This is a genomic window from Pseudomonas sp. NFPP25 (assembly GCF_900116505.1).
Classification (GTDB): domain Bacteria; phylum Pseudomonadota; class Gammaproteobacteria; order Pseudomonadales; family Pseudomonadaceae; genus Aquipseudomonas; species Aquipseudomonas protegens.
On the sequence record NZ_FPBG01000007.1, the window covers coordinates 339,138 to 356,534 of the forward strand.

General features: G+C 54.5%; 25 protein-coding genes. 9 read left to right on the forward strand and 16 right to left on the reverse strand.

Annotated elements, in window-relative coordinates:
* Positions 1 to 19: 19 nt before the first annotated feature.
* Both BM382_RS26840 and BM382_RS26845 read right to left on the reverse strand, forming a co-directional pair.
* A complete protein-coding gene (locus BM382_RS26840; RefSeq protein WP_072444423.1) occupies positions 20 to 370 on the reverse strand; it encodes a hypothetical protein in 351 nt (116 codons plus the stop codon).
* A gap of 107 nt (positions 371 to 477) precedes the next feature.
* Positions 478 to 768 carry a hypothetical protein gene (locus BM382_RS26845; protein WP_072444421.1) on the reverse strand — a complete coding sequence of 97 codons (291 nt, stop codon included), beginning with the start codon at positions 766 to 768 and terminating at the stop codon, positions 478 to 480.
* 320 nt (positions 769 to 1,088) lie between these two features.
* Between BM382_RS26845 and BM382_RS26855 the strand changes: the two genes are divergently transcribed.
* Together BM382_RS26855 and BM382_RS26860 are read left to right on the forward strand one after the other, a co-directional pair.
* Positions 1,089 to 2,207, forward strand: a complete 1,119-nt coding sequence (locus BM382_RS26855) for a PIN domain-containing protein (RefSeq protein ID WP_072444420.1) — start codon at positions 1,089 to 1,091, stop codon at positions 2,205 to 2,207.
* 131 nt (positions 2,208 to 2,338) lie between these two features.
* Positions 2,339 to 2,590 (forward strand): hypothetical protein, encoded by a 252-nt coding sequence (locus BM382_RS26860; protein ID WP_139187219.1) that lies wholly within the window; start codon positions 2,339 to 2,341, stop codon positions 2,588 to 2,590.
* Here the strand turns inward: BM382_RS26860 and BM382_RS31745 are convergent, their stop codons facing one another.
* From BM382_RS31745 to BM382_RS26880, 3 genes are all read right to left on the reverse strand, one after another.
* Positions 2,591 to 2,863 (reverse strand): hypothetical protein, encoded by a 273-nt coding sequence (locus BM382_RS31745; RefSeq protein ID WP_072444416.1) that lies wholly within the window; start codon positions 2,861 to 2,863, stop codon positions 2,591 to 2,593. It abuts the gene before it with no gap.
* A 39-nt stretch (positions 2,864 to 2,902) separates the two neighbouring features.
* On the reverse strand, positions 2,903 to 3,115 hold the full coding sequence (locus tag BM382_RS26870; protein ID WP_072444414.1) for a hypothetical protein: 213 nt from the start codon (positions 3,113 to 3,115) through the stop codon (positions 2,903 to 2,905).
* A gap of 350 nt (positions 3,116 to 3,465) precedes the next feature.
* On the reverse strand, positions 3,466 to 4,971 hold the full coding sequence (locus BM382_RS26880; protein WP_072444410.1) for a DNA cytosine methyltransferase: 1,506 nt from the start codon (positions 4,969 to 4,971) through the stop codon (positions 3,466 to 3,468).
* Between the two features lie 43 nt (positions 4,972 to 5,014).
* Between BM382_RS26880 and BM382_RS26885 the strand changes: the two genes are divergently transcribed.
* Complete coding sequence (locus BM382_RS26885; protein WP_139187218.1) at positions 5,015 to 6,085, forward strand: hypothetical protein; 1,071 nt, start codon at positions 5,015 to 5,017, stop codon at positions 6,083 to 6,085.
* Between the two features lie 52 nt (positions 6,086 to 6,137).
* Here the strand turns inward: BM382_RS26885 and BM382_RS26890 are convergent, their stop codons facing one another.
* The 9 genes from BM382_RS26890 to BM382_RS26925 form a co-directional block, all read right to left on the reverse strand.
* Entirely contained in the window at positions 6,138 to 6,620 is a 483-nt protein-coding gene (locus BM382_RS26890) for a hypothetical protein (protein ID WP_072444406.1), read from the reverse strand.
* A gap of 81 nt (positions 6,621 to 6,701) precedes the next feature.
* The gene (locus BM382_RS26895; protein ID WP_072444404.1) at positions 6,702 to 7,220 is read right to left on the reverse strand and encodes a hypothetical protein; all 519 of its coding nucleotides are present in this window, start codon (positions 7,218 to 7,220) and stop codon (positions 6,702 to 6,704) included.
* Positions 7,221 to 7,227: 7 nt separating this feature from the next.
* Positions 7,228 to 7,791, reverse strand: a complete 564-nt coding sequence (locus BM382_RS26900; RefSeq protein WP_072444402.1) for a siphovirus Gp157 family protein — start codon at positions 7,789 to 7,791, stop codon at positions 7,228 to 7,230.
* Complete coding sequence (locus tag BM382_RS26905; RefSeq protein WP_072444400.1) at positions 7,788 to 8,537, reverse strand: hypothetical protein; 750 nt, start codon at positions 8,535 to 8,537, stop codon at positions 7,788 to 7,790. The genes BM382_RS26900 and BM382_RS26905 overlap by 4 nt, the downstream gene beginning before the upstream one ends.
* Before the next feature lie 139 nt (positions 8,538 to 8,676).
* A complete protein-coding gene (locus BM382_RS31945) occupies positions 8,677 to 8,850 on the reverse strand; it encodes a hypothetical protein (RefSeq protein WP_011062073.1) in 174 nt (57 codons plus the stop codon).
* Positions 8,847 to 9,047, reverse strand: a complete 201-nt coding sequence (locus BM382_RS26910; protein ID WP_072444398.1) for a hypothetical protein — start codon at positions 9,045 to 9,047, stop codon at positions 8,847 to 8,849. Before BM382_RS26910 ends, BM382_RS31945 begins: the two co-directional genes overlap by 4 nt.
* Positions 9,044 to 9,235 carry a hypothetical protein gene (locus BM382_RS26915; protein ID WP_041774353.1) on the reverse strand — a complete coding sequence of 64 codons (192 nt, stop codon included), beginning with the start codon at positions 9,233 to 9,235 and terminating at the stop codon, positions 9,044 to 9,046. The genes BM382_RS26910 and BM382_RS26915 overlap by 4 nt, the downstream gene beginning before the upstream one ends.
* A complete protein-coding gene (locus BM382_RS26920; protein ID WP_072444397.1) occupies positions 9,232 to 9,663 on the reverse strand; it encodes a hypothetical protein in 432 nt (143 codons plus the stop codon). The genes BM382_RS26915 and BM382_RS26920 overlap by 4 nt, the downstream gene beginning before the upstream one ends.
* A gap of 537 nt (positions 9,664 to 10,200) precedes the next feature.
* Positions 10,201 to 11,052 carry a ParB/RepB/Spo0J family partition protein gene (locus BM382_RS26925; RefSeq protein ID WP_072444395.1) on the reverse strand — a complete coding sequence of 284 codons (852 nt, stop codon included), beginning with the start codon at positions 11,050 to 11,052 and terminating at the stop codon, positions 10,201 to 10,203.
* 525 nt (positions 11,053 to 11,577) lie between these two features.
* Between BM382_RS26925 and BM382_RS26930 the strand changes: the two genes are divergently transcribed.
* Positions 11,578 to 11,868, forward strand: coding sequence for a DUF1654 domain-containing protein (locus BM382_RS26930; RefSeq protein WP_092137486.1), 291 nt, complete (start codon positions 11,578 to 11,580; stop codon positions 11,866 to 11,868).
* A 39-nt stretch (positions 11,869 to 11,907) separates the two neighbouring features.
* On the opposite strand, the gene BM382_RS26935 is transcribed toward BM382_RS26930, so the two are convergent.
* Both BM382_RS26935 and BM382_RS26940 read right to left on the reverse strand, forming a co-directional pair.
* Complete coding sequence (locus tag BM382_RS26935; protein WP_072444393.1) at positions 11,908 to 13,917, reverse strand: ATP-binding protein; 2,010 nt, start codon at positions 13,915 to 13,917, stop codon at positions 11,908 to 11,910.
* 29 nt (positions 13,918 to 13,946) lie between these two features.
* Positions 13,947 to 14,768: a S24 family peptidase gene (locus BM382_RS26940; protein ID WP_072444630.1), complete on the reverse strand. Its 822-nt coding sequence runs from the start codon at positions 14,766 to 14,768 to the stop codon at positions 13,947 to 13,949.
* 113 nt (positions 14,769 to 14,881) lie between these two features.
* Between BM382_RS26940 and BM382_RS26945 the strand changes: the two genes are divergently transcribed.
* The 5 genes from BM382_RS26945 (at position 14,882) to BM382_RS26960 (ending at position 17,306) form a co-directional block, all read left to right on the forward strand.
* Positions 14,882 to 15,154 carry a hypothetical protein gene (locus BM382_RS26945; protein WP_072444391.1) on the forward strand — a complete coding sequence of 91 codons (273 nt, stop codon included), beginning with the start codon at positions 14,882 to 14,884 and terminating at the stop codon, positions 15,152 to 15,154.
* Positions 15,155 to 15,228: 74 nt separating this feature from the next.
* Positions 15,229 to 15,651, forward strand: coding sequence for a phage regulatory CII family protein (locus BM382_RS26950; RefSeq protein WP_041118597.1), 423 nt, complete (start codon positions 15,229 to 15,231; stop codon positions 15,649 to 15,651).
* 2 nt (positions 15,652 to 15,653) lie between these two features.
* Positions 15,654 to 16,058: a hypothetical protein gene (locus tag BM382_RS31750; protein WP_139187217.1), complete on the forward strand. Its 405-nt coding sequence runs from the start codon at positions 15,654 to 15,656 to the stop codon at positions 16,056 to 16,058.
* The gene (locus BM382_RS31755) at positions 16,048 to 16,500 is read left to right on the forward strand and encodes a hypothetical protein (RefSeq protein WP_139187216.1); all 453 of its coding nucleotides are present in this window, start codon (positions 16,048 to 16,050) and stop codon (positions 16,498 to 16,500) included. Before BM382_RS31750 ends, BM382_RS31755 begins: the two co-directional genes overlap by 11 nt.
* A gap of 2 nt (positions 16,501 to 16,502) precedes the next feature.
* Positions 16,503 to 17,306 carry a Rha family transcriptional regulator gene (locus BM382_RS26960; protein WP_239690420.1) on the forward strand — a complete coding sequence of 268 codons (804 nt, stop codon included), beginning with the start codon at positions 16,503 to 16,505 and terminating at the stop codon, positions 17,304 to 17,306.
* Positions 17,307 to 17,397: the final 91 nt, after the last annotated feature.

Genomic DNA, 17,397 nt, shown 5'->3' on the forward strand with positions numbered 1-17,397 from the left:
GATGAGTACAAATGTACTCCTATCGGGGTTTGGCGCTCTGCCGCGACAATTCCAAGGCGTCTTCGCCTTGCTGGGTCATTTCCCAAAGGGCAGGGCTGCGCTGCACACGATTCAGGAGGCCGAGCTGGGTGAGCAGGTCAAACCAGTGCCGGCCAATGTCCGCACCCTGGCCGTCGTCCGCGCACTCCTGAAAGCGTTCCAGCTTGCGAATGACCTTTTCAGCAAATGGATGCATCGCCGTTGTCGAGGTTAATTTGCGCTGCAGGGCGTCACGCTCTTTGATTGCCTGGGCATGCTTACCGCGCCAGTGCAATACGGCGTCCAGCTCCTCGGCGGCGGTCACCTTCAGTTCCGGAGTGGTGGCTGGCATTGGAGTCGGCCCGCGTTTTCCGGCTCCGGATCGGCCTGGGCAGTCTGGAGCATGACGTTCAGGGGCGGCGGAGAACCCCGCCGGGCAGTTACAAAAACAGAATCGGCTCATAAAGCCTCCTCCGATACCAGGTCATGGCCGGGGCAGCCGCCCCCCCCGGAAAAGTCGAAGCCAGCGCACGGTGGGCCGAAAGGCAGAACCTCTTTACCCTGGGCCAGGGCCTCAAGCAGATGATCTTTCGCTTCGTCAGCGGTGCACGCACGACCACCCTCAAAGCGGAACATACCCTTGAGCTGGCGCTTGCTGAAGTCGCGTAGTGCGCCACGCACTGACAGGTGGAGATGGAAGGTGCGACCGTTTGGGCCGAACTGGTCGGCCGGTTTGTTTTCTGTGGGCATGGGGCGTCCTATCCGGGCCGTGCCCGGGCGGTGGGTGCTACGATGGCGCCTTCCTCAAGTGGGCAGGCCCATGACAAAGCACGATATTTATGACGAGTACGAAGGCTTCCAGCTCTGGAGCTACATGGAGTGCGAGTAGAGCGAAGAAGGGCGGGAGACCTGGCGTATTAACGTCGAGGTGAAGCGCGGTGGTGAGGTGGTGATGCCGGTTGTTGCGGGTGACCGAACCTATGTTGACCGTGGCCTGGCGCAGGTGGCCGGGCGTGAAGTCGGGGCCAGGCTGATTGCCGGACTTTAGCTTTCTGTAGGCGTTCCGATTAATGCTCCGTATGATCAGAGAAAAGGGAGAGGTGCTTATGGAGCTCAGGTCACGCTTGGTTTTTTTAGATACCAATATATATGAAGGCAAAAACTTCCAGTTTCTGACTCATAGTCTTGGCGGGTTGAAAGATCTGATAGATGATGGCGAAGTCCGCTTGTTAATTACAGATGTAACAAAGGGGGAGGTTTTATCGCATATAAAGAAGAAGTCTTTAGCTGCTGTTTCCGAGCTCAAGGCAATCAAGAAGAATGCGATGATTTTGAGGAATGTTCCAGGCATTCCGGCGCATGGAATATTTTCCAAGGTTTCGGCGGATGAAATATCACGGTTGATTTCCCTGGATTTTGAAACGTTCCTTGACTCCCAAAACGTTGAGTATGTTTCAATTGATGAAGTAAAGCCAAGTTATGTGTTCGAGAGGTATTTTTCTTCACTCGCTCCATTTGCTTTGGGCGAGAAAGAAAAAGAATTTGCAGATGCTTTTGTATTGAAAGCTTTAGACGACCTTTCAGCAGGTCGAGGACACTCAGTCCATGTTATATCTAGTGACAAGGACATGCATAGGTATGCGGAAGAACATCCGCGTTTGATTTGCAGTGACTCGGTTGACGAGTTCATCGATGCCGTCATTAAGAGTGTTTCCATAGAGCCATCCGAGTTCGCTGCCAAAGCGCTGGAGGTTGTTCGTGGAGATTTCATGAACGTAATCCATGAGTGCATACAGGCGATTGATACTGATTTCAAAATGGGCGGCTGGGACTCGGAGTTAGAAGATGTTGATGTATACGATATCGAGCTGGTTAAGGCTAACTTGATTTCGGTCGGCGATGAAGAGTGCACCTATGATTTAGAATTCAAATTCACAGCTGATACCATTGAAGTTGAGAAGGACTACGATAGAAGCCCGTTCGATCACGAAGATGGTAATTATCCATTCGTGCTTGAGAATGTATTTAAAAGAACGTTCGACGGTGAAGCTAATCTTCAAATTACAATCTCTTATCAAGATAAATTACTTGATACTGTGGAGCTATGTGATTACGAGCCACCAGTAACACTGAAATTGTCAGCGCCTTATAATGAAGAGGTCAAATATCTCGATATAAATGGCGAATGAGGTTCAATTGATCGCTGGTCTGGTTCGGTGGCTCGACCTGGCGGGGCTATCAGCCGCCGTGCCTGCTGGCGTGATTCGTTGATATGGGGTATTACGGGTGACCGGCATGGGGCCGGGCAAAGGAGAGCGTTGTGAGCAGCCGTCAACTTGAAGATCAAATGGAAGAAGAATCTAACAAGCGTATCGCTGAAATTCTTGGGATTTCAGAGGGTGACGCCAGCTCTTATGTGACTATTGAGACCAATGAGAGCGATGATGGTCTGGTGTACAACTACATAGCGGTATTTGATGAGTCGACCCCGGCTCACGTTCTAGAAGCTGCAGGCGCCGAGGAAGACCGCTCTGTTGAAATTAGTGTCAATGCTTTCGACGAGGAAGAGTAATCATTTCAGCGGCCACACAACTTCGTCACCGGGGTCCTGCTGAATCATCAGCGTGCTCTTACGGCTGAACTCCAGCGCCACAGATTGCGAGACCTCGTATTTGTGGCGCGGCGCGCTCGGCTCTTCGCTGGTGGATAGGGCGGCGTCGATCTTCCTGCGCATTTCAACTTCGAAGGCGGAAGCCTCGGCGGTACTGAACTCGGACGCACATTCACGCAGCAGCGCATCCCGCTCGGCCAGCTGCTTGGCGTAGTCGTTCCGCTGAACCTTCAAGCGCTCCAGGCGTTCGCGCAGGTTGATAGCGTTCTGCGCTTAGGCCTCCTTGTCGGCATTGGCGCTGGTTAGATCGCCATGCAGCTCCTCGACCCGCTTCTCTGCCACCTGCGCGGCTTCGAACCAGTCACGCCGGGACAATTCGCGCTCGTTGTTCTCAGTTGCTGCGTCGTCCAGGGCTTGGTCCCGGGCGTTGAGATCCGATTGGAGGGCAGCTACTCGCTGCTCCAGGTGTTGGGTTTCTGTGGGCATGGGGAGTCCTTGCCGGGGGCACGCCCGACGGTTGAAGGTGGCGAGGGATCAACTACAGTTCAGCGATCAACGGAAATGGAGTTGCGGTATGGCCTGTCCAGTTTGCAGAAACGAAGAAGCGGTTGAGCATCTAACCTATGGAGGCGGGCTGCGTTTCCATTGCCAACCATGCGGTGGATTTTTCAGAATTTCTTCCACCCTAGAGGCATATCTCGAAAGGAAAGTTTTTGATATCGACCGGGCCAGACGGCGGCTCGAAGTGGATCGAGAGCGAAAGAGGCAAGAACCGCAAGATCCGAACCGCCCTCAAGATCTGGAGCCAGTATTAAGCTCAAATGACCAAGATCTGCTCATCGATCCGGCTCGATCTGCTTGAGAATCCTCCGGCCGATCCAGCGGACGACGGTTACGGCTTTGCTGTTGCCGATCGCCTTGTAGCGCGGGCCATCAGGGCATTCGTTGGCAGGCTTGCCGCGCCAGGGGATTAGGGTGTAGTCGTCGGGCATGCCCTGAAGGCGCTCGCATTCCCTGGGAGTGAGGCGCCTCACGCCGGAAGTGGCGGGCACTATAGGTTGTCCGCGCCCGGTGCCGTCCTCGCTGCCGTCGAATCCATCGGCCTTGAGCGTGTGGGTGATATCGCCTGTTATGCAAACAGCGACTTGCCCGCCGGCGTTTGCGTGGCTTCCTGAGTGGTTCATGGCGCGTAGGGTCGGGGCGATCTCCCCGACATCTGCGCCGTGATCTTTGCAGGAAAAAGCCAGCACCGCATTTTCCTGGCCGTTGTTTCGACCCAGGGCAAAGGCAAGTTTGTCGCTTACACCTGGGTCTTGTGTTCCATGGACCACAAATGTCTCGCTCTCGAAATCCATGCGACCACTGGCGCTGGAGCAGGCGTTGCGAGCAGTTGCCACGTCAATCGGGCCGGTCTGGTTATTTCCACCGAATGCCAGGATGTGCCCAGCCTCTGCACCTTTATCTGTCGCCAGACCGCTTCCGCCATGTCCATTCGGACCGCAGCCAGCAGTCAACGCGCCGACGATCTCACCAATCGCGATTAGGTTTACATCGCCGCCCCGATCGGCCTTTGGCTCGCTGGAAAGCAGTGCACTTGCGGTCAGTGGGATGTCGTCGGTGCTGTATCCGCCACTGCTACGAGCGCCGCCTGCAATCGTTCCGGCAAGCTCTTCTTGCGTGCCTCGGCGCGGCGCAGTATCCCGGCGCACGCCTTCGCGCTCAAAAAGTACCTCGGTGGGATCGAACCCGTCTCGAGCACTTGCGACAACGAACACACGACGGCGTCGTTGGGCCAGGCCGAAATATTGGGCGTCCAGAACCCGCCACGCGATTGTTCTTTTGGGTCCATACACACAACCAGCGTCCTGCCATTTTTTCCCTGGAGGCTGCAGATCGCAGTCTTCCCCAGCAAGCGCGCCAAGAAAGCATCCGAAGGCGTTCCCTTTGTCACTGAGGACGCCGGGGACGTTCTCCCAGACGACGATTGAGGCGGCCTTTCGCTGGCCGGCTCGAACATAGTCAACTGCATCTGCAAGCTCCACATATTTGATGGTGAGGGCGCCGCGGGGATCGGTGAGGCCTTCGCGCATGCCGGCTACCGAGAAGGCCTGGCACGGGGTGCCGCCGACCAGTATGTCTGGGGCCGTGATCTTGCCGGCCAGCACTTGGGCGCCGAGTTTTGTCATGTCGCCAAGGTTTGGCGTACTGGGGTAGTGATGAGCCAGCAACGCGCTGGGGAACGGCTCAATCTCGGCGAACCATGCGGCCTTCAGGCCCAGTGGGTGCCAGGCCTGTGTCGCGGCCTCTATTCCACTGCAGACACTGCCATAGCTAATAGCCATCCTGTATCCTCAGCTAAAATTATAGGTTTTTATAGGAAGCGTCATGAGCAACCCAATGGGCGATGGATCGACAGGTTTTCAACCAAACATTGGCGCGGATGACACGCTTAAAATGGAGAGGCGAAAAAGGGCGAGAAATATACTTGTTATTACTCCTTTGATATTGGCAATCTCCTTGGTTGTCTCTGCCGGGATTAAAAAAGACTACTATTTGGGGTTCATTCCGGTTCCTCAAAGCCTTATGTATATTTTTGCCTTTGTTCTATCTTTGTGGGTTTTGGGTTTTTCGATATTGGCCTACTTGCAAAATGGTTTCTCGCTAAGCCCTAAGGTTATTTCCTTTGTAGGAGAAATTGCTGGGTTGGGTTTAAAGAGCACTCTTGGGATTGATTTGCATGATGGCCGAGAGGAGCGCTTAAATAAACTGGAAGAGTCTGTTGACCATCTGAAAAGGAATCTGCCTCTGATGTCTTCGGCCGATCACAAGAAAATTGTGGCGGATGCTGTTTCATCGTTAAAGGCTTCGGCAGGGAAGGAATTATTGGAAGAGCTGTCTAAAGCAGCTTCAAAAAAAGCTGATCAAGAAAGAAAACTTCAAGTAATTGAGCGAGAGTTTGCTCAGTCTAGAATTAGACTGATGGACGAGGTGTCTGCACTCGGTCTGCGAGGAAATGTAAACTTAACGTTAGGTTTTCTCACTACAGTTACTGGGCTGGGTGTTTTAAGTTATTTTGTTTGGCAGACTGCGGGAATGCAGCAAGATATGATTAGTTTTGCGATATCGTTTATTCCACGCTTATCTTTGGTTGTCTTTATTCAGATGTTTGCTTTTTTCTTTCTGCGTCTGTACAAGGCCGGTTTGCTTGAGGTGAAGTATTTCCAAAATGAGATAACTAATTTAGAGCTAAAATATTTTGGTATAAGTACAGCTTTATTAGCTGAGTCCGCCGACTCTTTAACCGAGGTTGCAAGAAATCTAGTCGAATCTGAAAGAAATAAGGTTTTACAACCTGGGCAGACAACTTTTGAGCTGGAAAGAAGCAAGTTGGAACAAAACACCGCGTCTGAGGTCCTAAAAGTTCTTCCGCGTATTTTAGGTCGTAGAACTGGCTAATTTTTTATTTTTTGGGTATCTATCTGATATCGGGTGCAGCGAGTAGGGTGGGTTATTCGTCGCCGTCGTCGGCGTTCATCTGCAGCGATTCGGCAAAACCTGCCTGTCGTAATTTGCGCGCCACGTTTTGCGGTACTTCAATTTTGTGGCGCGGAATTTCGAAGAGCGACGCGGAGCCGTCGGGGCCAAGCGAGTGGGCATATGCGATCAGTCGCCAGATGGTGTTTCGGTCCTTTGACTCGCCAAGGGCGGAGGTGATGGTCGCTAACCTGTCACGCACTCCCTGGCGGAAGTAGTGCCTGATGATGTCGGACGGGCCTTTGACCTTTGTCGGCGCTGGCGGCATCTCCTCGGGCGTGGCGTTGATCACCAGCAGTTGCACGGCCTCGCTGACTTCCTCGATCTCACGCCAGCGCATCAACTCGTCGAGCATCCGCCGCGTTCCGTAGGGAACTGTGTGTCGTAGCTCCTGCTCGCCCAGCTCTTGCCGCCTCTCGGCAAGTTTGGCTGTTCGTTCTTCCTGAGTCGCAGCCATGGCCTACCTCTTCGATGCCGCTGGCCGGTATCGTCGACCAGGTTTGACGTTTGCGCTGTTGCGGGCGGTTGCTGAAGCGCCTCAAGCTCGCTTCTCCCAGCGCTTCGGGAAGTTGAAGTCGTAGTCGAGCACCAGTCGGTTCAGCAGGGTGTCAGAGATCCCGACCTTCCTGCAGGCAGCGATGCGTGACACTCCAGCGTCCCGCAGGGCAGCTAGGCGCTGGATGAGCTTCAAATCCCGCTCCCTATCCACGACCTTGCTCTTGAACGTGAAGCCGCCTTCATGGGAGGCGCGGCGCATGGCTGACTCGGACTTTCCGGTGGCGGCCATGGCCTGGTCGATGGTCATGGTCTTGGCGAGCTCTCGGATCGTGTCGACGTAGGCCTTGCGCTGGGCGAAGTGGTCTTCGTAGGTGCGCTTTGGCTGCGGGCGGGTGGCGCGTTTGCCATGCTGGCCACCCAGGTCCTTGCGTGGCCGGCGAGGCTGGAACCTGAAAGACTCCAGCACCTGGACCTTGTTGCCGGACATGAAGAAGGCAGCCTTAGCTGCCTCCAGTTCTGCCTGGCGCTCGGAGCAGACCAGGATGAAGTTGTTGCTCATGGTTACCTCACTTGATGCGAATCGAGCTCTCGCCGCGCTCCAGGTGGGCCCAGCTTGGTTCTTCCAGAAGTTCGGCTTCCGCGTCCTCGCCGGCGGCCATACGCTTACGCACCGCCTCGTTGTGATCGCGGATTTCCTTGAGCCGGATGGCGATGGTTTTCTTGTCCGGGGTGATCACGCTCTTCAGCGACACGAACTCGTCAGGCACGGCCTTCTCGTCATCGACGATCACCTTCTCTGGCGAAAGGGCGAGAGTGATGGTGAACAGCGGTCGCTTGATCGACTTGATGTCCGCAGCCTCCATGTTCCGGCGCAGGTAGTCGCTGATCTGGCCGACGGTGTTCTTCTTGATGCGCTTGAGCTCGTTCAGACGATCGACTTCCTTGTCGATGGCGTCGATGTCGCCCTCGATGTTTCGGCGCAACATGACGATGTTGTCAGCCTTCACTTCGAACTCGCCCTTGATGCCGTCCATGGTGTCTTGGATGGCCTGGCGTAGCCCTTCGTCGTCGGTATCTGCCAGGGCGGCAAGTTCGGCCATCTGGCCAGTCAGTGCGTAGAGCTCGGTCATGCTGCACCCTCCATAGAGTCTTCAAGGTCCGCTTTACGGGCGTCCTTGGCGCGGGTGAATTTGAGTTTGTGGGCTTCGCGTTCTGGATCGCTCTGACGGAGGTCCAGCTTGCGCATCGCCGATTTGTAGAGCTGCTGCAGCTCGTTGAGCGACTGCGCGGTGCCGATCAGATGGAGCGTCTCAGCCAGCCATTCGCGGTACTCGGCGGCCAGTCGCTCCTTCGCTTCGATCTTGTCTTCGGCGCGCTCGATCTCGGCTTCACCCAGGCGCTCGTTGACGTAGTGAATGTCGTCGTAGAGACCCAGGCGAACGTCGGCGGAGAAGCCAAGCTGGCTCAGGCATTTGCCGATCGCATCGGTGAGGGACTTCTTCGGCGCGTCAAAGTCGGTGCCGATGCTTCCGAATTTGTTTTGAGTGATGAAAGGCGTGTGCCCGTAGTGCGTGATCGTCTTGCGCTCACCGTCGCCGCCCAGGTACCACAGGGCGACCTTGAGGGTGTGCACCTGGGCGTGGGCCAGCACCACGCCTTCCTTGCTCAGCAGCGGGCCACCGATGTCAAAGCGCTCCTCAATCACGTCATAACCCCAGCCGGTGCCGCAGGGGCCGAACTGTTCCGTGGCGCGCTTGGCCAGGTACTGGGCATTCACCGCGGTACCGCTGAAACCACCAGGGCCGGTGTACTCCTTGGTGAACTTGGGGTCGGTCTTTTCGACCTCTTCCCAAAGGGCGAGGTTAGGTACAGGCATGACTATCTCCCGCCGCGCAGGTGCGCAGCTTTGAAAGATGTGAGTTATTGGGTGAGGTGATCGGCGAGAGCGCTGATCAGCATTGCAGCGGTGCAGAGTGCGATGGCAGGGAAGGAGCTACGCCAGTAGAGAAAAGCGATCACGACTCGACCAGCGAGAGAAGCCGCTCGCCCAGAGTGATCTTGGCGTTGGCCTGCTCCTTTTTGATGCCGGTGGCTTGGGCCACTTCGGAAAGGGACAGGCCTTCGCGTCGGAGTTTCGCGCAGCGGATCGCCAACTGCTGGCCGCGCTTGTGTGCGCCGGCGCCGCTCATTGCCGCTGCTCCAGCTGGGCTACGCGATAGCGCAGAACCTGCAGCACCCGACCGCGGTAACCTGGCTCCGCAAACTGTTCAACTGGCGGTCCGAAAAAGCCTCGGCGCTCGGCCAGGCTGTAGGCATCGCGCAGGTTGTGAGCGGTGATGTCTTCCAGCTGCTCCTCGGTGAGTGACTTGACTGGGGAAGTGGTCATTCTGCCTCCTTGCGCCGGTGACAGGCTTCCATCAGGCGCTTGCAGTAGTGAGTGAATTCGTCGGTAGTGATTGCCCCGTCAGTGAACAGGCGGGTGATCAGGCTTTGCACCAGGACATCGATGTCGGACTGGCTGTTGGGATCGGCAACGCCTTCGAGGGCTTGGTCGATGAGAATGTGAGGGCTCAAAACCCGCACTCCTGCTCTAAGCGCGCCTGCTCCTGTTCAAAGGCCACCGCTGCCTCGGCGTGAGGCTTCAGCAGTTCCACCGCGATGTCCTTCAAGGCTGACTTCTTGCCAAGCAGGTACACCGCCAGATCCAGCAGGAGCCCCGAGCTGCGAAAACCCATGGCACTGATCACCAGCTGGCCGAAGGCATCTTGCTGGTCTTCACCGTCGATCTGGCGTTGGTTCAAATGGTCCTGAACCGCCCTTGCAAAGTCGGCCTGGGTGACCTCGCCGAGCTCTGAAGGCTGGTAGCCCCAGGAGATCCGGTATCCCATCAGCAGGCGCTCGGCGTTTGCCTCAAGCCATTCCGATTCGGCCAGGTCGTCCTCGCTTACCGGTGGTGGCATGCGGTTGTCGTATTCGAGCTGTGCCTTGCGTAGTGCTGACATGATTGCCTCCAGAGTGGCGGGTGCTGGTCCAACAAAACTCGGATGCACTCATCCGCTCCGCTGGTTGCCGATGGGCGCGGAGGGGAGTGCATGCGAGTGGTGTCGGAGAGTGAAGGGGGGGCGTAAAGCTTGGGCTTGAACCTCTTCAGATTGGGCGGATCAAACCAGAACAAGGTCGGGCTTCGCCCGGCCGGAGATACTCAAATGAAACGTACAACTGTTTGGATCGTCGCGTTGTCAGCAGCACTGCTTCTCAGCGGATGCTGGCCTTATTGGCATGATGGTGATGGACACGGACGTGATCATGGGCGTGGCTACGATAGAGATCGTGGCGGCCAGGAATACCATCGCTACTAACGCTTAACCCGCACTGGTCGTCACTCTCGCCCTTGCCATGCCTGCAAGCAGAGGCCCTTGGTTCATTCAGAGAGTGACGACCGATGCGGCCTAGTGCTGGGGAGCACCAAGGATCGGGCAGTTAACGACAGGCTGTCGTGGCGCAGGTTGTTCAGAAGAACAGGGGATGCAATTGAATTGCTAGGTAGCTTCACTCGCCGCGCTCTGTAGCTTGAGGAGCAGTTCTATAGGAAGGCTGATCTCTGGCACTGAACCGTCCAGGCAACCATCAGGCAATGCCTTGAAGATTTCCTGTGCTGCTGCACGTACCGCTTCGAGCCGCTGACGGGAGGTTGTAGGTCCGCGCATCGATCCCGCGGTTACCTTTGACTTGCCGGTCGCCTTGGCCTTTTGCAGCTCGCCGCCGAGCACCTTGCCTGCCGCTTCTCCATGCTGGCGCACTACTTGAACTGCTGTGGTTGCTGATACCTGACCAGAAGCAACCAGCTGCTGGACGTCGGTGTTGGCATTTCCGAGCGTCATCACCTGCTCGACGTGCTGGCGGGTCTTGCCGACCTTCTTGGCGATCTGATCGGGCGTCCAGCCAAATGCGGTGAGCCGCTTGTAGCCGTCGGCCAGTTCAAGAGGAGAGAGCTTCTTTCCTTCCTGGCTGGTGATGACCCTGGCCACTCGTTCGGCGTCGTTGCCCTCGAAGGGAACAATCGAGATCCAGGCCTCCAGGCGTTTGGGATCATCCTTGCTTGGAATCCTCGGCAGCCGGCCTGATTGATCGAGCTTCAGGTAAGCGCGGCGACGGCGATGACCATCGACCACCCACATCCCACCTTCAGCACGCGGCCGGACTTCAAGCGCTGGAATCTGGCCGCCAGCAAAGATGAACTCCGCCAGGGCGTTGATGCTTTCTTCCAGCTCTTCACCCTCAGCACGAAGGTTGAAACCAGGCTCTTCGTGGAGATCTTCCAGGCGGGCCTTCATCGCATCAGCACGCTTCAGGTCCCCGTCTTTGATCATTTGCTTGAAAGACTTGGCCATGCAATTTATTTCCAAGTGGTTGTCATCCCAAGCAGCCCTCGCGAGAAGGCTGCTCAGTGATGCGTTCCAGTCGGGGCCCGCTACTGGCGTCGGCCTCCGGCTATCTTCTGATTGTTGACTCCAGCCGCGGGCCTTTCGGCTTGTTCTCCCGCTGGATAACTGTTCTTGGCGCTTTACGCTGCACGCCCGGGTCAGTTGCCAACCCTCTGAACCGTTGAGGCCGGTTCATCGCTGCCTTTGAATCTGGGCCGGTGGTGATCCGGCAATGGGTGTCGCTAAAAAGCAGTGAGGCTGGAGGGCCTCCCGAGAGGTCGTACAGTGCCTCGACGGAATTAAATTTAGCCAATGGCTAAAATTGCGTCAATAGCTCAAAGCTAAATTATTTTGATTGGGCGACAAACAACCGGCTGAACTGTTGACCTCCGTGGAGCCTTTACGCTTGGTTTATCACTGAGATATGATTCTGACTTTAATGTATGGATATACAGTATTTTGGATGGGGAGATGGGAGTGGAGCTCGAAGTCATGGCGCCCCTGCAACAGGCAGGCCTCACCAGCCTTGAGAGGCTAGGCCTACGGGTCTCTGCGATGATCAATTCACCAGAGGCGCAGTTAGGGAGGAGGGCTCTGATCCATCGTTTGGATACAGATAGCGATCAGGACTGGGATGAGATTATGGAGTTACTAGCAGAGAACGACCGCTTGCGCATGACGTTCTGCGATGACGGATCGGTGATCCTACAATGGGATACTGCTACTGATGATGATCGTGTGATCAAGAGGGCGGTGGAACTGGACTTGGTCAGCCAAGAGTAGAAAGCGCCGCTCTGAATAACGGCGCTGTTTGAGGTGTCTTTAGGCGGTTTTCTGATGCAGCGATTCGAGTAAACCTTCTTTGGTCGACTCGATCTCTAAACGATCTCTTTGAGTCTTCAGAGTCGAGAGCATAAAATCGTGGGAAATCTCAAACTCCTCGGTGATCGTTTTCCAAGTCTTTACATATTTTTTAATTGGGTTCGCCAGCGTGCCAGATCCTATTAATCCAGGATCATTTTTTTCAAGAAGACTATTGAGTCGATCTTGGATGTCAAAATCAGAGTCTGATATTTTACGCCCTACCAGAATAATTTCATATTTTGTTCTGATTCCGTTGAATTCCGGGTGCCGCGCAAGGATGGCAGCATAATCATCTATTTGACGTAGGTGCTTTTTGTTTAAAGCTACACTTGGGCGTTTAATCTCAATGATTACGCATCGGAAATATGGCTGATTATTTGAGTCGTATTGTTTTTGGCGTCTAACGAGAAATAGATCGACTTGTCGATTAGCACCCTCAATCGAGGCGCCTTCGTCGATGTCTTCTTCTTCGATATAGTCAATTTCCTTTATTGAAGATCTCAAGTTTTCAGCGATTTTAGTGAAGGTGTCTTCCTCTGCGCCGATACTTTCGTATTGGTTTCCAAATAGCCACGTGTTGCTCTCGATTACACCCTGAAGGTCGGGAGTCTCTAATGTTTCTTTATAGTGGCTACGCATGATCTCGGCGATGCGAGCTATCGCGTGCTCACGCTTCTGTAAAGTTTCTATGGTCTGTATTATGTTTTGAAGCTTGGTTCTTTTGATTTGATTGGCAAAGTTGTCCATGGCGGTGGCGTCCAGTTCAAGTACGCTCTCCAAAATTTCTAATAGAGAGCTATTTTCGCTAGATACCGATATCTTGTCCAATAACCTAATGATTATCTTTCGCTGCTTTTTAGAGCTGTTTTTGAAAAGCTTCGGGTCAGCTAAGATTATTCCTTTTACAATTTTTTTAGTGTTGCTGAGCCTCCAGCTTGAGTAGGCTGGATCAATTCCCTTGTAGTCTGGGAAGTCGCCTTCTTCTATGTAGCCTTCTATTTGCTCATCTGCCAATCGAGCAAGAAATTCTTGATAATGGGTTTGTGTGAAAATTGATAGTTTCTTAGAAAAATCTTTCCAGACTTTTGAGCTCGATAGCTCTTCAAAGCTAGATCGTAACTGGGTGTCACTCTCGGATAGTACGTCCAGCCATGGCGATGAGACTAATAGGCTTGTGTAGTACCCAGGTTTATGATTAAGACTGCTAGGCATGTGATGCAGAGGTACGCCATCACTGCCTCGCAAATAGGTATAGGATTTTTCTGAGTTTAGTTTCTGGCTCCATTGAATAAGCTCGATGGAGAACTCTTCGTCATCTACTTTAATTGTGTGCTTTGTGAGCGTGTGTGGTGGAGGTGTGATAGCAGTTGCATTGAGGGTTAAGCTTTTCTCAGGATTGAACGCAAGATGCCAGCCATGCTCTAACTGAAGCTGTACCAATAGCTCGTCATGTTGTGGTAGGTTCTTTATGAAGTTGGTCAGTTCTACGCAGGTACCATGCGACTGATTGACTAAGAGTGCGTTTTGCTCGCTGTCTGCTATCTCTCTACCAAGTATGTTGCTCAAAGACGAGCTTTGAATTCCAATTATTGCATTTCGGCCATGGTATTTTGTATGCCACGTTGCATTCGCGCATACTTTGTGAAATGCCAGCCTTCCTCGCCCCTTGGAGCCATGAGTTGAATGTGATTTTTTTTTCAACGAATCATTGAATCTGCGGAAGTTGTTCAAAGGTTGAGTAAAATCAATACCTTCGCCATCGTCTACTACAGTTACTGACTCGGTCCCACCTAGCTCGCTTTCACGGGTTATGATTCGAACTGACTTGGCGCCAGCGTCGAAACCGTTCCAAACAAGCTCCGCGATGGGTTGCCAAGGCTCTAAATCTTTCTTGAAGTGATTACGGATACCCTCATCCGTGATGGTTGTAGTTCCGGAAAAGTCAAGAGCTTTAGAGGAGGTTGTCAAGTCATTAATCCTTTAATTACCGGCCTTAGTTAGACCTTTTTGGCATTCCATACAAGAAGGACTTTCGCATGGATTGTGACATCGTCGATGCGCGCAGATTGCCTCTCATAGTTTCGGTTATCCGAGATAAGCCAAACATGATCTTCATCCTTGCGTTGTAGCCGTTTGATCAGGAGATCTCCGTGCCAAGTCAGCACGTAAACACCTTCACCTTGATAGTCACTGACACCGCGATCAACAATCACTGGATCTTTGTCGTTGATAGTCCCCTCCATACTTTGACCCCAGCCGGTAATCATCGACAACGCTTGGGCTGAAGTGTAGGCGACGCCTTTCTCTCGCAGCACCTCTTCACGAATCACTACGTTACGGATGACTTCGCTGTACTCGGCTGGCACCTGGCCGTGTCCCATAGCTGCCCGGATGTCGTACTGGGGGATGGAGATATCGCCGTCAGCGGGGATGACGATTTGGCTTTTGAGGGAGGGTTCTGACGGATTTTCCTCTGCCGCAGCCATCAATCGCTGGCGCGTCTCCTCGGGAATTCCCTTACCGCTCTTGGCTAGCATCTGCTTGACTAGGTCGGCGGCCGATTTCCCGATGGCGTCTGAGTCTGACCCGGCCGCGCGCTGCTCCTCGTTCGGCGGGATCGAGTCGAACCATCCGCGGGGCAGGCCTTCGATCCCCTCGATCCGCCGGGCCACATCGTCGCCCAAGTTCTTCGCGGTCTTGTCCGAAAGGATCTGGCTCAGGTGCGCGGGCGCCATCCCCCAGCGCTCAGCGCAGGAGCCCTTTCTCTGGCCGCCAATCAGGTTGACCAGGTTGTGCTTGCGAATCTCGTAGATATCCATGGCGCGAAGAATGCCAGTGTTTAGCTGGCTGCTAAATGTGCGCAAAGCTAAATTATCCTTGCTAGCAAATTAGCCATGAGCTAAATTTATCTCTATGTGTAAGGAGAAGCCTCATGAATGATCACCTCCGTGATTGGCTGGGCAGGGCCACGAACGAACGCCGGCAGCAGGTTGCAGCCGACGCGAAGACCACTATTGGCCACCTGTGGCAGCTTGCAGGTGGTCACCGGAAGGCCTCCACCGAGCTCGCCGAACGACTACAGGACGCATCGGGTGGCGAGATCACGATCGCTGGTCTGCGTCCAGATCTCATTTCGTTTGCCAGAAAAGCGCTCAAGGGTGTCGCTCAATCCATTCCGGCCGCAATGAGTAGATCTCAGGTATAGAGCGCCTGGTCACACCCAAATTCTCGCCCGCCCACCTGGCAGGGCGCCACGGAAATAGAACTGAGGTTTTACGAATGGAAGATTTTCTGCGGTCCTGCCAGAGCGCTGTGCTGGACAACGAGGCGAAGGCATTGGCCGCCAAAATGGGGGTTCCTCATGTGAGCCTGCTGCAGCGCGCCAACCCAGACAATGATGCACACCACCTGACGGTTGAACATCTGTTTGGGATCTTGCTTCACACCGGGGACATGCGGCCCCTGGCTGCACTGGCCAGTGAGTTTGGCTTTGACCTGGTGGCTCGTGCCGCGCCGAAGCCGCAGGCCCTGACCAAATCACTGATCAGCGTGGGCAAGGAAGTGGCCGAACTGACCATCGCAGTGCATGAGGCCCTGGATGACAACCACGTTAGCGCTTTCGAGAAGTCCCAGATCCGCCAAGAGATCCAGCATGTCCGCCATAGCCTCGACGTGATGGATGCGTCGGTGAAGGCGGCGTAGTGATGAAAATCACCCAAAGCCAGGTCGTGCAGGTTTCCATTGCAGGCCGGCGCAGTCCTGCGAGCACGGAAATCATCCCCTCAATTACCGGATTGACCCTACCTGAGTTCTGGTTGGAGCTGTGGGGAGAGGATGGTGGTCAACGCTCGAAAATGGGCTATGCCAAGTTCGAGTTGGCTACTACCAATGTCACTGAAGGACTTGCTGAAGGTACGTACCAATTAGCGCAGCTGTTGCCGGCAGACGCCCAACCCCCTCATCCAATAATTTCAATGTCAGGTGTTTTATGGCCTCGGCAGAGAGTCCTTTCAGACTTTGAACAAGGCGGCTCTTCTCTTCTGGCGGCGCATCGCTCTCAAGGATTTTCCTTTCTAGAAGTTCGCGAAGGGTGTCCTCATGAATCTTGATCGTGACCACTCCAAGGACTGCGCTAAGCCCTCCGTCATCGGCGAGAAAGTCCATTCCGGACTTCGTGCACTGAATACCGTTGTTGGTATGCAGGGCAAATCCATCACCAGTGAGTTCAATGCATTTTTTGATGAGGCCGTGCTCCGCCAGGTAGCAGAGGTTTGCGTCGACCCTCTCCTTTGTCTCTGCCGCGCCAAGATCGAAGTACAGGCCATACGGGGCAGGGAATGGGTACGCCTCAGCTGCCGCCTCGAGAATCCGCTTCTGAAGAGCTCTATCCAACTTCATTTGTCCGGCCTCCCAGGCCTTCTTGTGTGGAAGCAGAAAGCTATCACGGATGCACCGGACACCCAATTCACTCGCGCCACCAAATCGCAGGCGAAAAAAAACCACCTGGCCGGGTGGTTCTTCGTACTGCAAATCAAAACGATCTGGAGCTGATTATGCAGAGCCAATCCCATTCGAACAATACCCCTACCAATATCGCGCCACGTTTTCAGGGTTCGCAAAACGTGGCGCGGACTATGTCGTCTCGCGAAATCGCCGACTTGGTCAACTCCCGCCATGACAAGGTCAAGCAATCCATCGAGCGCCTGGTAGATCGCGGTGTAATCGTCCAACCCCCAATGGGGGATGAACAATTCCGTGATTCTCTTGGTCGCCCTCGGACTGAGTGCATCTATCACGTTGGCAAGCGCGACAGCTTTGTAGTCGTCGCTCAGCTCAGTCCTGAGTTCACCGCGGCACTCGTTGATCGCTGGCAAGAACTGGAGGGGCAAATCGCCCAGCCTCGCGAGCTTTCTCGCATGGATCTGATTCAGCTGGCCTTTGAGGCCGAGCAGGCCCGGCTTCAGCTGACCATCCAGGTCGAAGCCCAGGCCACCAAGATCCACTCCTTGGAAAACCTGTTCAAGGAAGGCATGACCCACACCCAATTCTGCAAGGGCCTCAACGGGGTCAACGTGATGCAGGTGGGCAAGTACCTGGAGAGCCGGAACTGGCTCTACAACGAGAGCAAGTCCGGTCTGCGCCTTCGCGTGGCTTCCTACGCCCGCGACAAGTACATGACCGAGCACCAGCACGAAGTCACTCCCCACGGCAAAGAGGCCTTCATTTCCTTCACGCCGGTCTTGCTCAAGAAGGGCGCGGTGCGCCTGTACGACCTCTACCTGGCTGGCGAGTTGCCTATGAAAAAGACCTGGGACGGCCTGTTCACTCACGACAAAGCCTTGCGAGGTGCCGCGTGAGCATGGTGCCTACGACTTCATGCCCTGTATGTGGCGACTCGAGCCAGGAAGCTCGCAACGCCATGTACTGCTATTCCCTTGAGGTGCCAGG

What these genes read in the sequence shown, in the direction of transcription:
- BM382_RS26855 (WP_072444420.1), top strand. Translation starts at nt 1,089, where the DNA reads ATGCTCCGTATGATCAGAGAAAAGGGAGAGGTGCTTATGGAGCTCAGG.
- BM382_RS26945 (WP_072444391.1), top strand. Translation starts at nt 14,882, where the DNA reads ATGAATGATCACCTCCGTGATTGGCTGGGCAGGGCCACGAACGAACGC.
- BM382_RS26845 (WP_072444421.1), bottom strand. Translation starts at nt 768, where the DNA reads ATGCCCACAGAAAACAAACCGGCCGACCAGTTCGGCCCAAACGGTCGC.
- BM382_RS26940 (WP_072444630.1), bottom strand. Translation starts at nt 14,768, where the DNA reads ATGGATATCTACGAGATTCGCAAGCACAACCTGGTCAACCTGATTGGC.
- BM382_RS26885 (WP_139187218.1), top strand. Translation starts at nt 5,015, where the DNA reads ATGAGCAACCCAATGGGCGATGGATCGACAGGTTTTCAACCAAACATT.
- BM382_RS26905 (WP_072444400.1), bottom strand. Translation starts at nt 8,537, where the DNA reads ATGCCTGTACCTAACCTCGCCCTTTGGGAAGAGGTCGAAAAGACCGAC.
- BM382_RS26960 (WP_239690420.1), top strand. Translation starts at nt 16,503, where the DNA reads ATGCAGAGCCAATCCCATTCGAACAATACCCCTACCAATATCGCGCCA.
- BM382_RS31755 (WP_139187216.1), top strand. Translation starts at nt 16,048, where the DNA reads ATGAATCTTGATCGTGACCACTCCAAGGACTGCGCTAAGCCCTCCGTC.
- BM382_RS26840 (WP_072444423.1), bottom strand. Translation starts at nt 370, where the DNA reads ATGCCAGCCACCACTCCGGAACTGAAGGTGACCGCCGCCGAGGAGCTG.
- BM382_RS26870 (WP_072444414.1), bottom strand. Translation starts at nt 3,115, where the DNA reads ATGCCCACAGAAACCCAACACCTGGAGCAGCGAGTAGCTGCCCTCCAA.
- BM382_RS26890 (WP_072444406.1), bottom strand. Translation starts at nt 6,620, where the DNA reads ATGGCTGCGACTCAGGAAGAACGAACAGCCAAACTTGCCGAGAGGCGG.
- BM382_RS31945 (WP_011062073.1), bottom strand. Translation starts at nt 8,850, where the DNA reads ATGAGCGGCGCCGGCGCACACAAGCGCGGCCAGCAGTTGGCGATCCGC.
- BM382_RS26895 (WP_072444404.1), bottom strand. Translation starts at nt 7,220, where the DNA reads ATGAGCAACAACTTCATCCTGGTCTGCTCCGAGCGCCAGGCAGAACTG.
- BM382_RS31750 (WP_139187217.1), top strand. Translation starts at nt 15,654, where the DNA reads ATGAAAATCACCCAAAGCCAGGTCGTGCAGGTTTCCATTGCAGGCCGG.
- BM382_RS26900 (WP_072444402.1), bottom strand. Translation starts at nt 7,791, where the DNA reads ATGACCGAGCTCTACGCACTGACTGGCCAGATGGCCGAACTTGCCGCC.
- BM382_RS26925 (WP_072444395.1), bottom strand. Translation starts at nt 11,052, where the DNA reads ATGGCCAAGTCTTTCAAGCAAATGATCAAAGACGGGGACCTGAAGCGT.
- BM382_RS26880 (WP_072444410.1), bottom strand. Translation starts at nt 4,971, where the DNA reads ATGGCTATTAGCTATGGCAGTGTCTGCAGTGGAATAGAGGCCGCGACA.
- BM382_RS26930 (WP_092137486.1), top strand. Translation starts at nt 11,578, where the DNA reads ATGGCGCCCCTGCAACAGGCAGGCCTCACCAGCCTTGAGAGGCTAGGC.
- BM382_RS26950 (WP_041118597.1), top strand. Translation starts at nt 15,229, where the DNA reads ATGGAAGATTTTCTGCGGTCCTGCCAGAGCGCTGTGCTGGACAACGAG.
- BM382_RS26920 (WP_072444397.1), bottom strand. Translation starts at nt 9,663, where the DNA reads ATGTCAGCACTACGCAAGGCACAGCTCGAATACGACAACCGCATGCCA.
- BM382_RS26910 (WP_072444398.1), bottom strand. Translation starts at nt 9,047, where the DNA reads ATGACCACTTCCCCAGTCAAGTCACTCACCGAGGAGCAGCTGGAAGAC.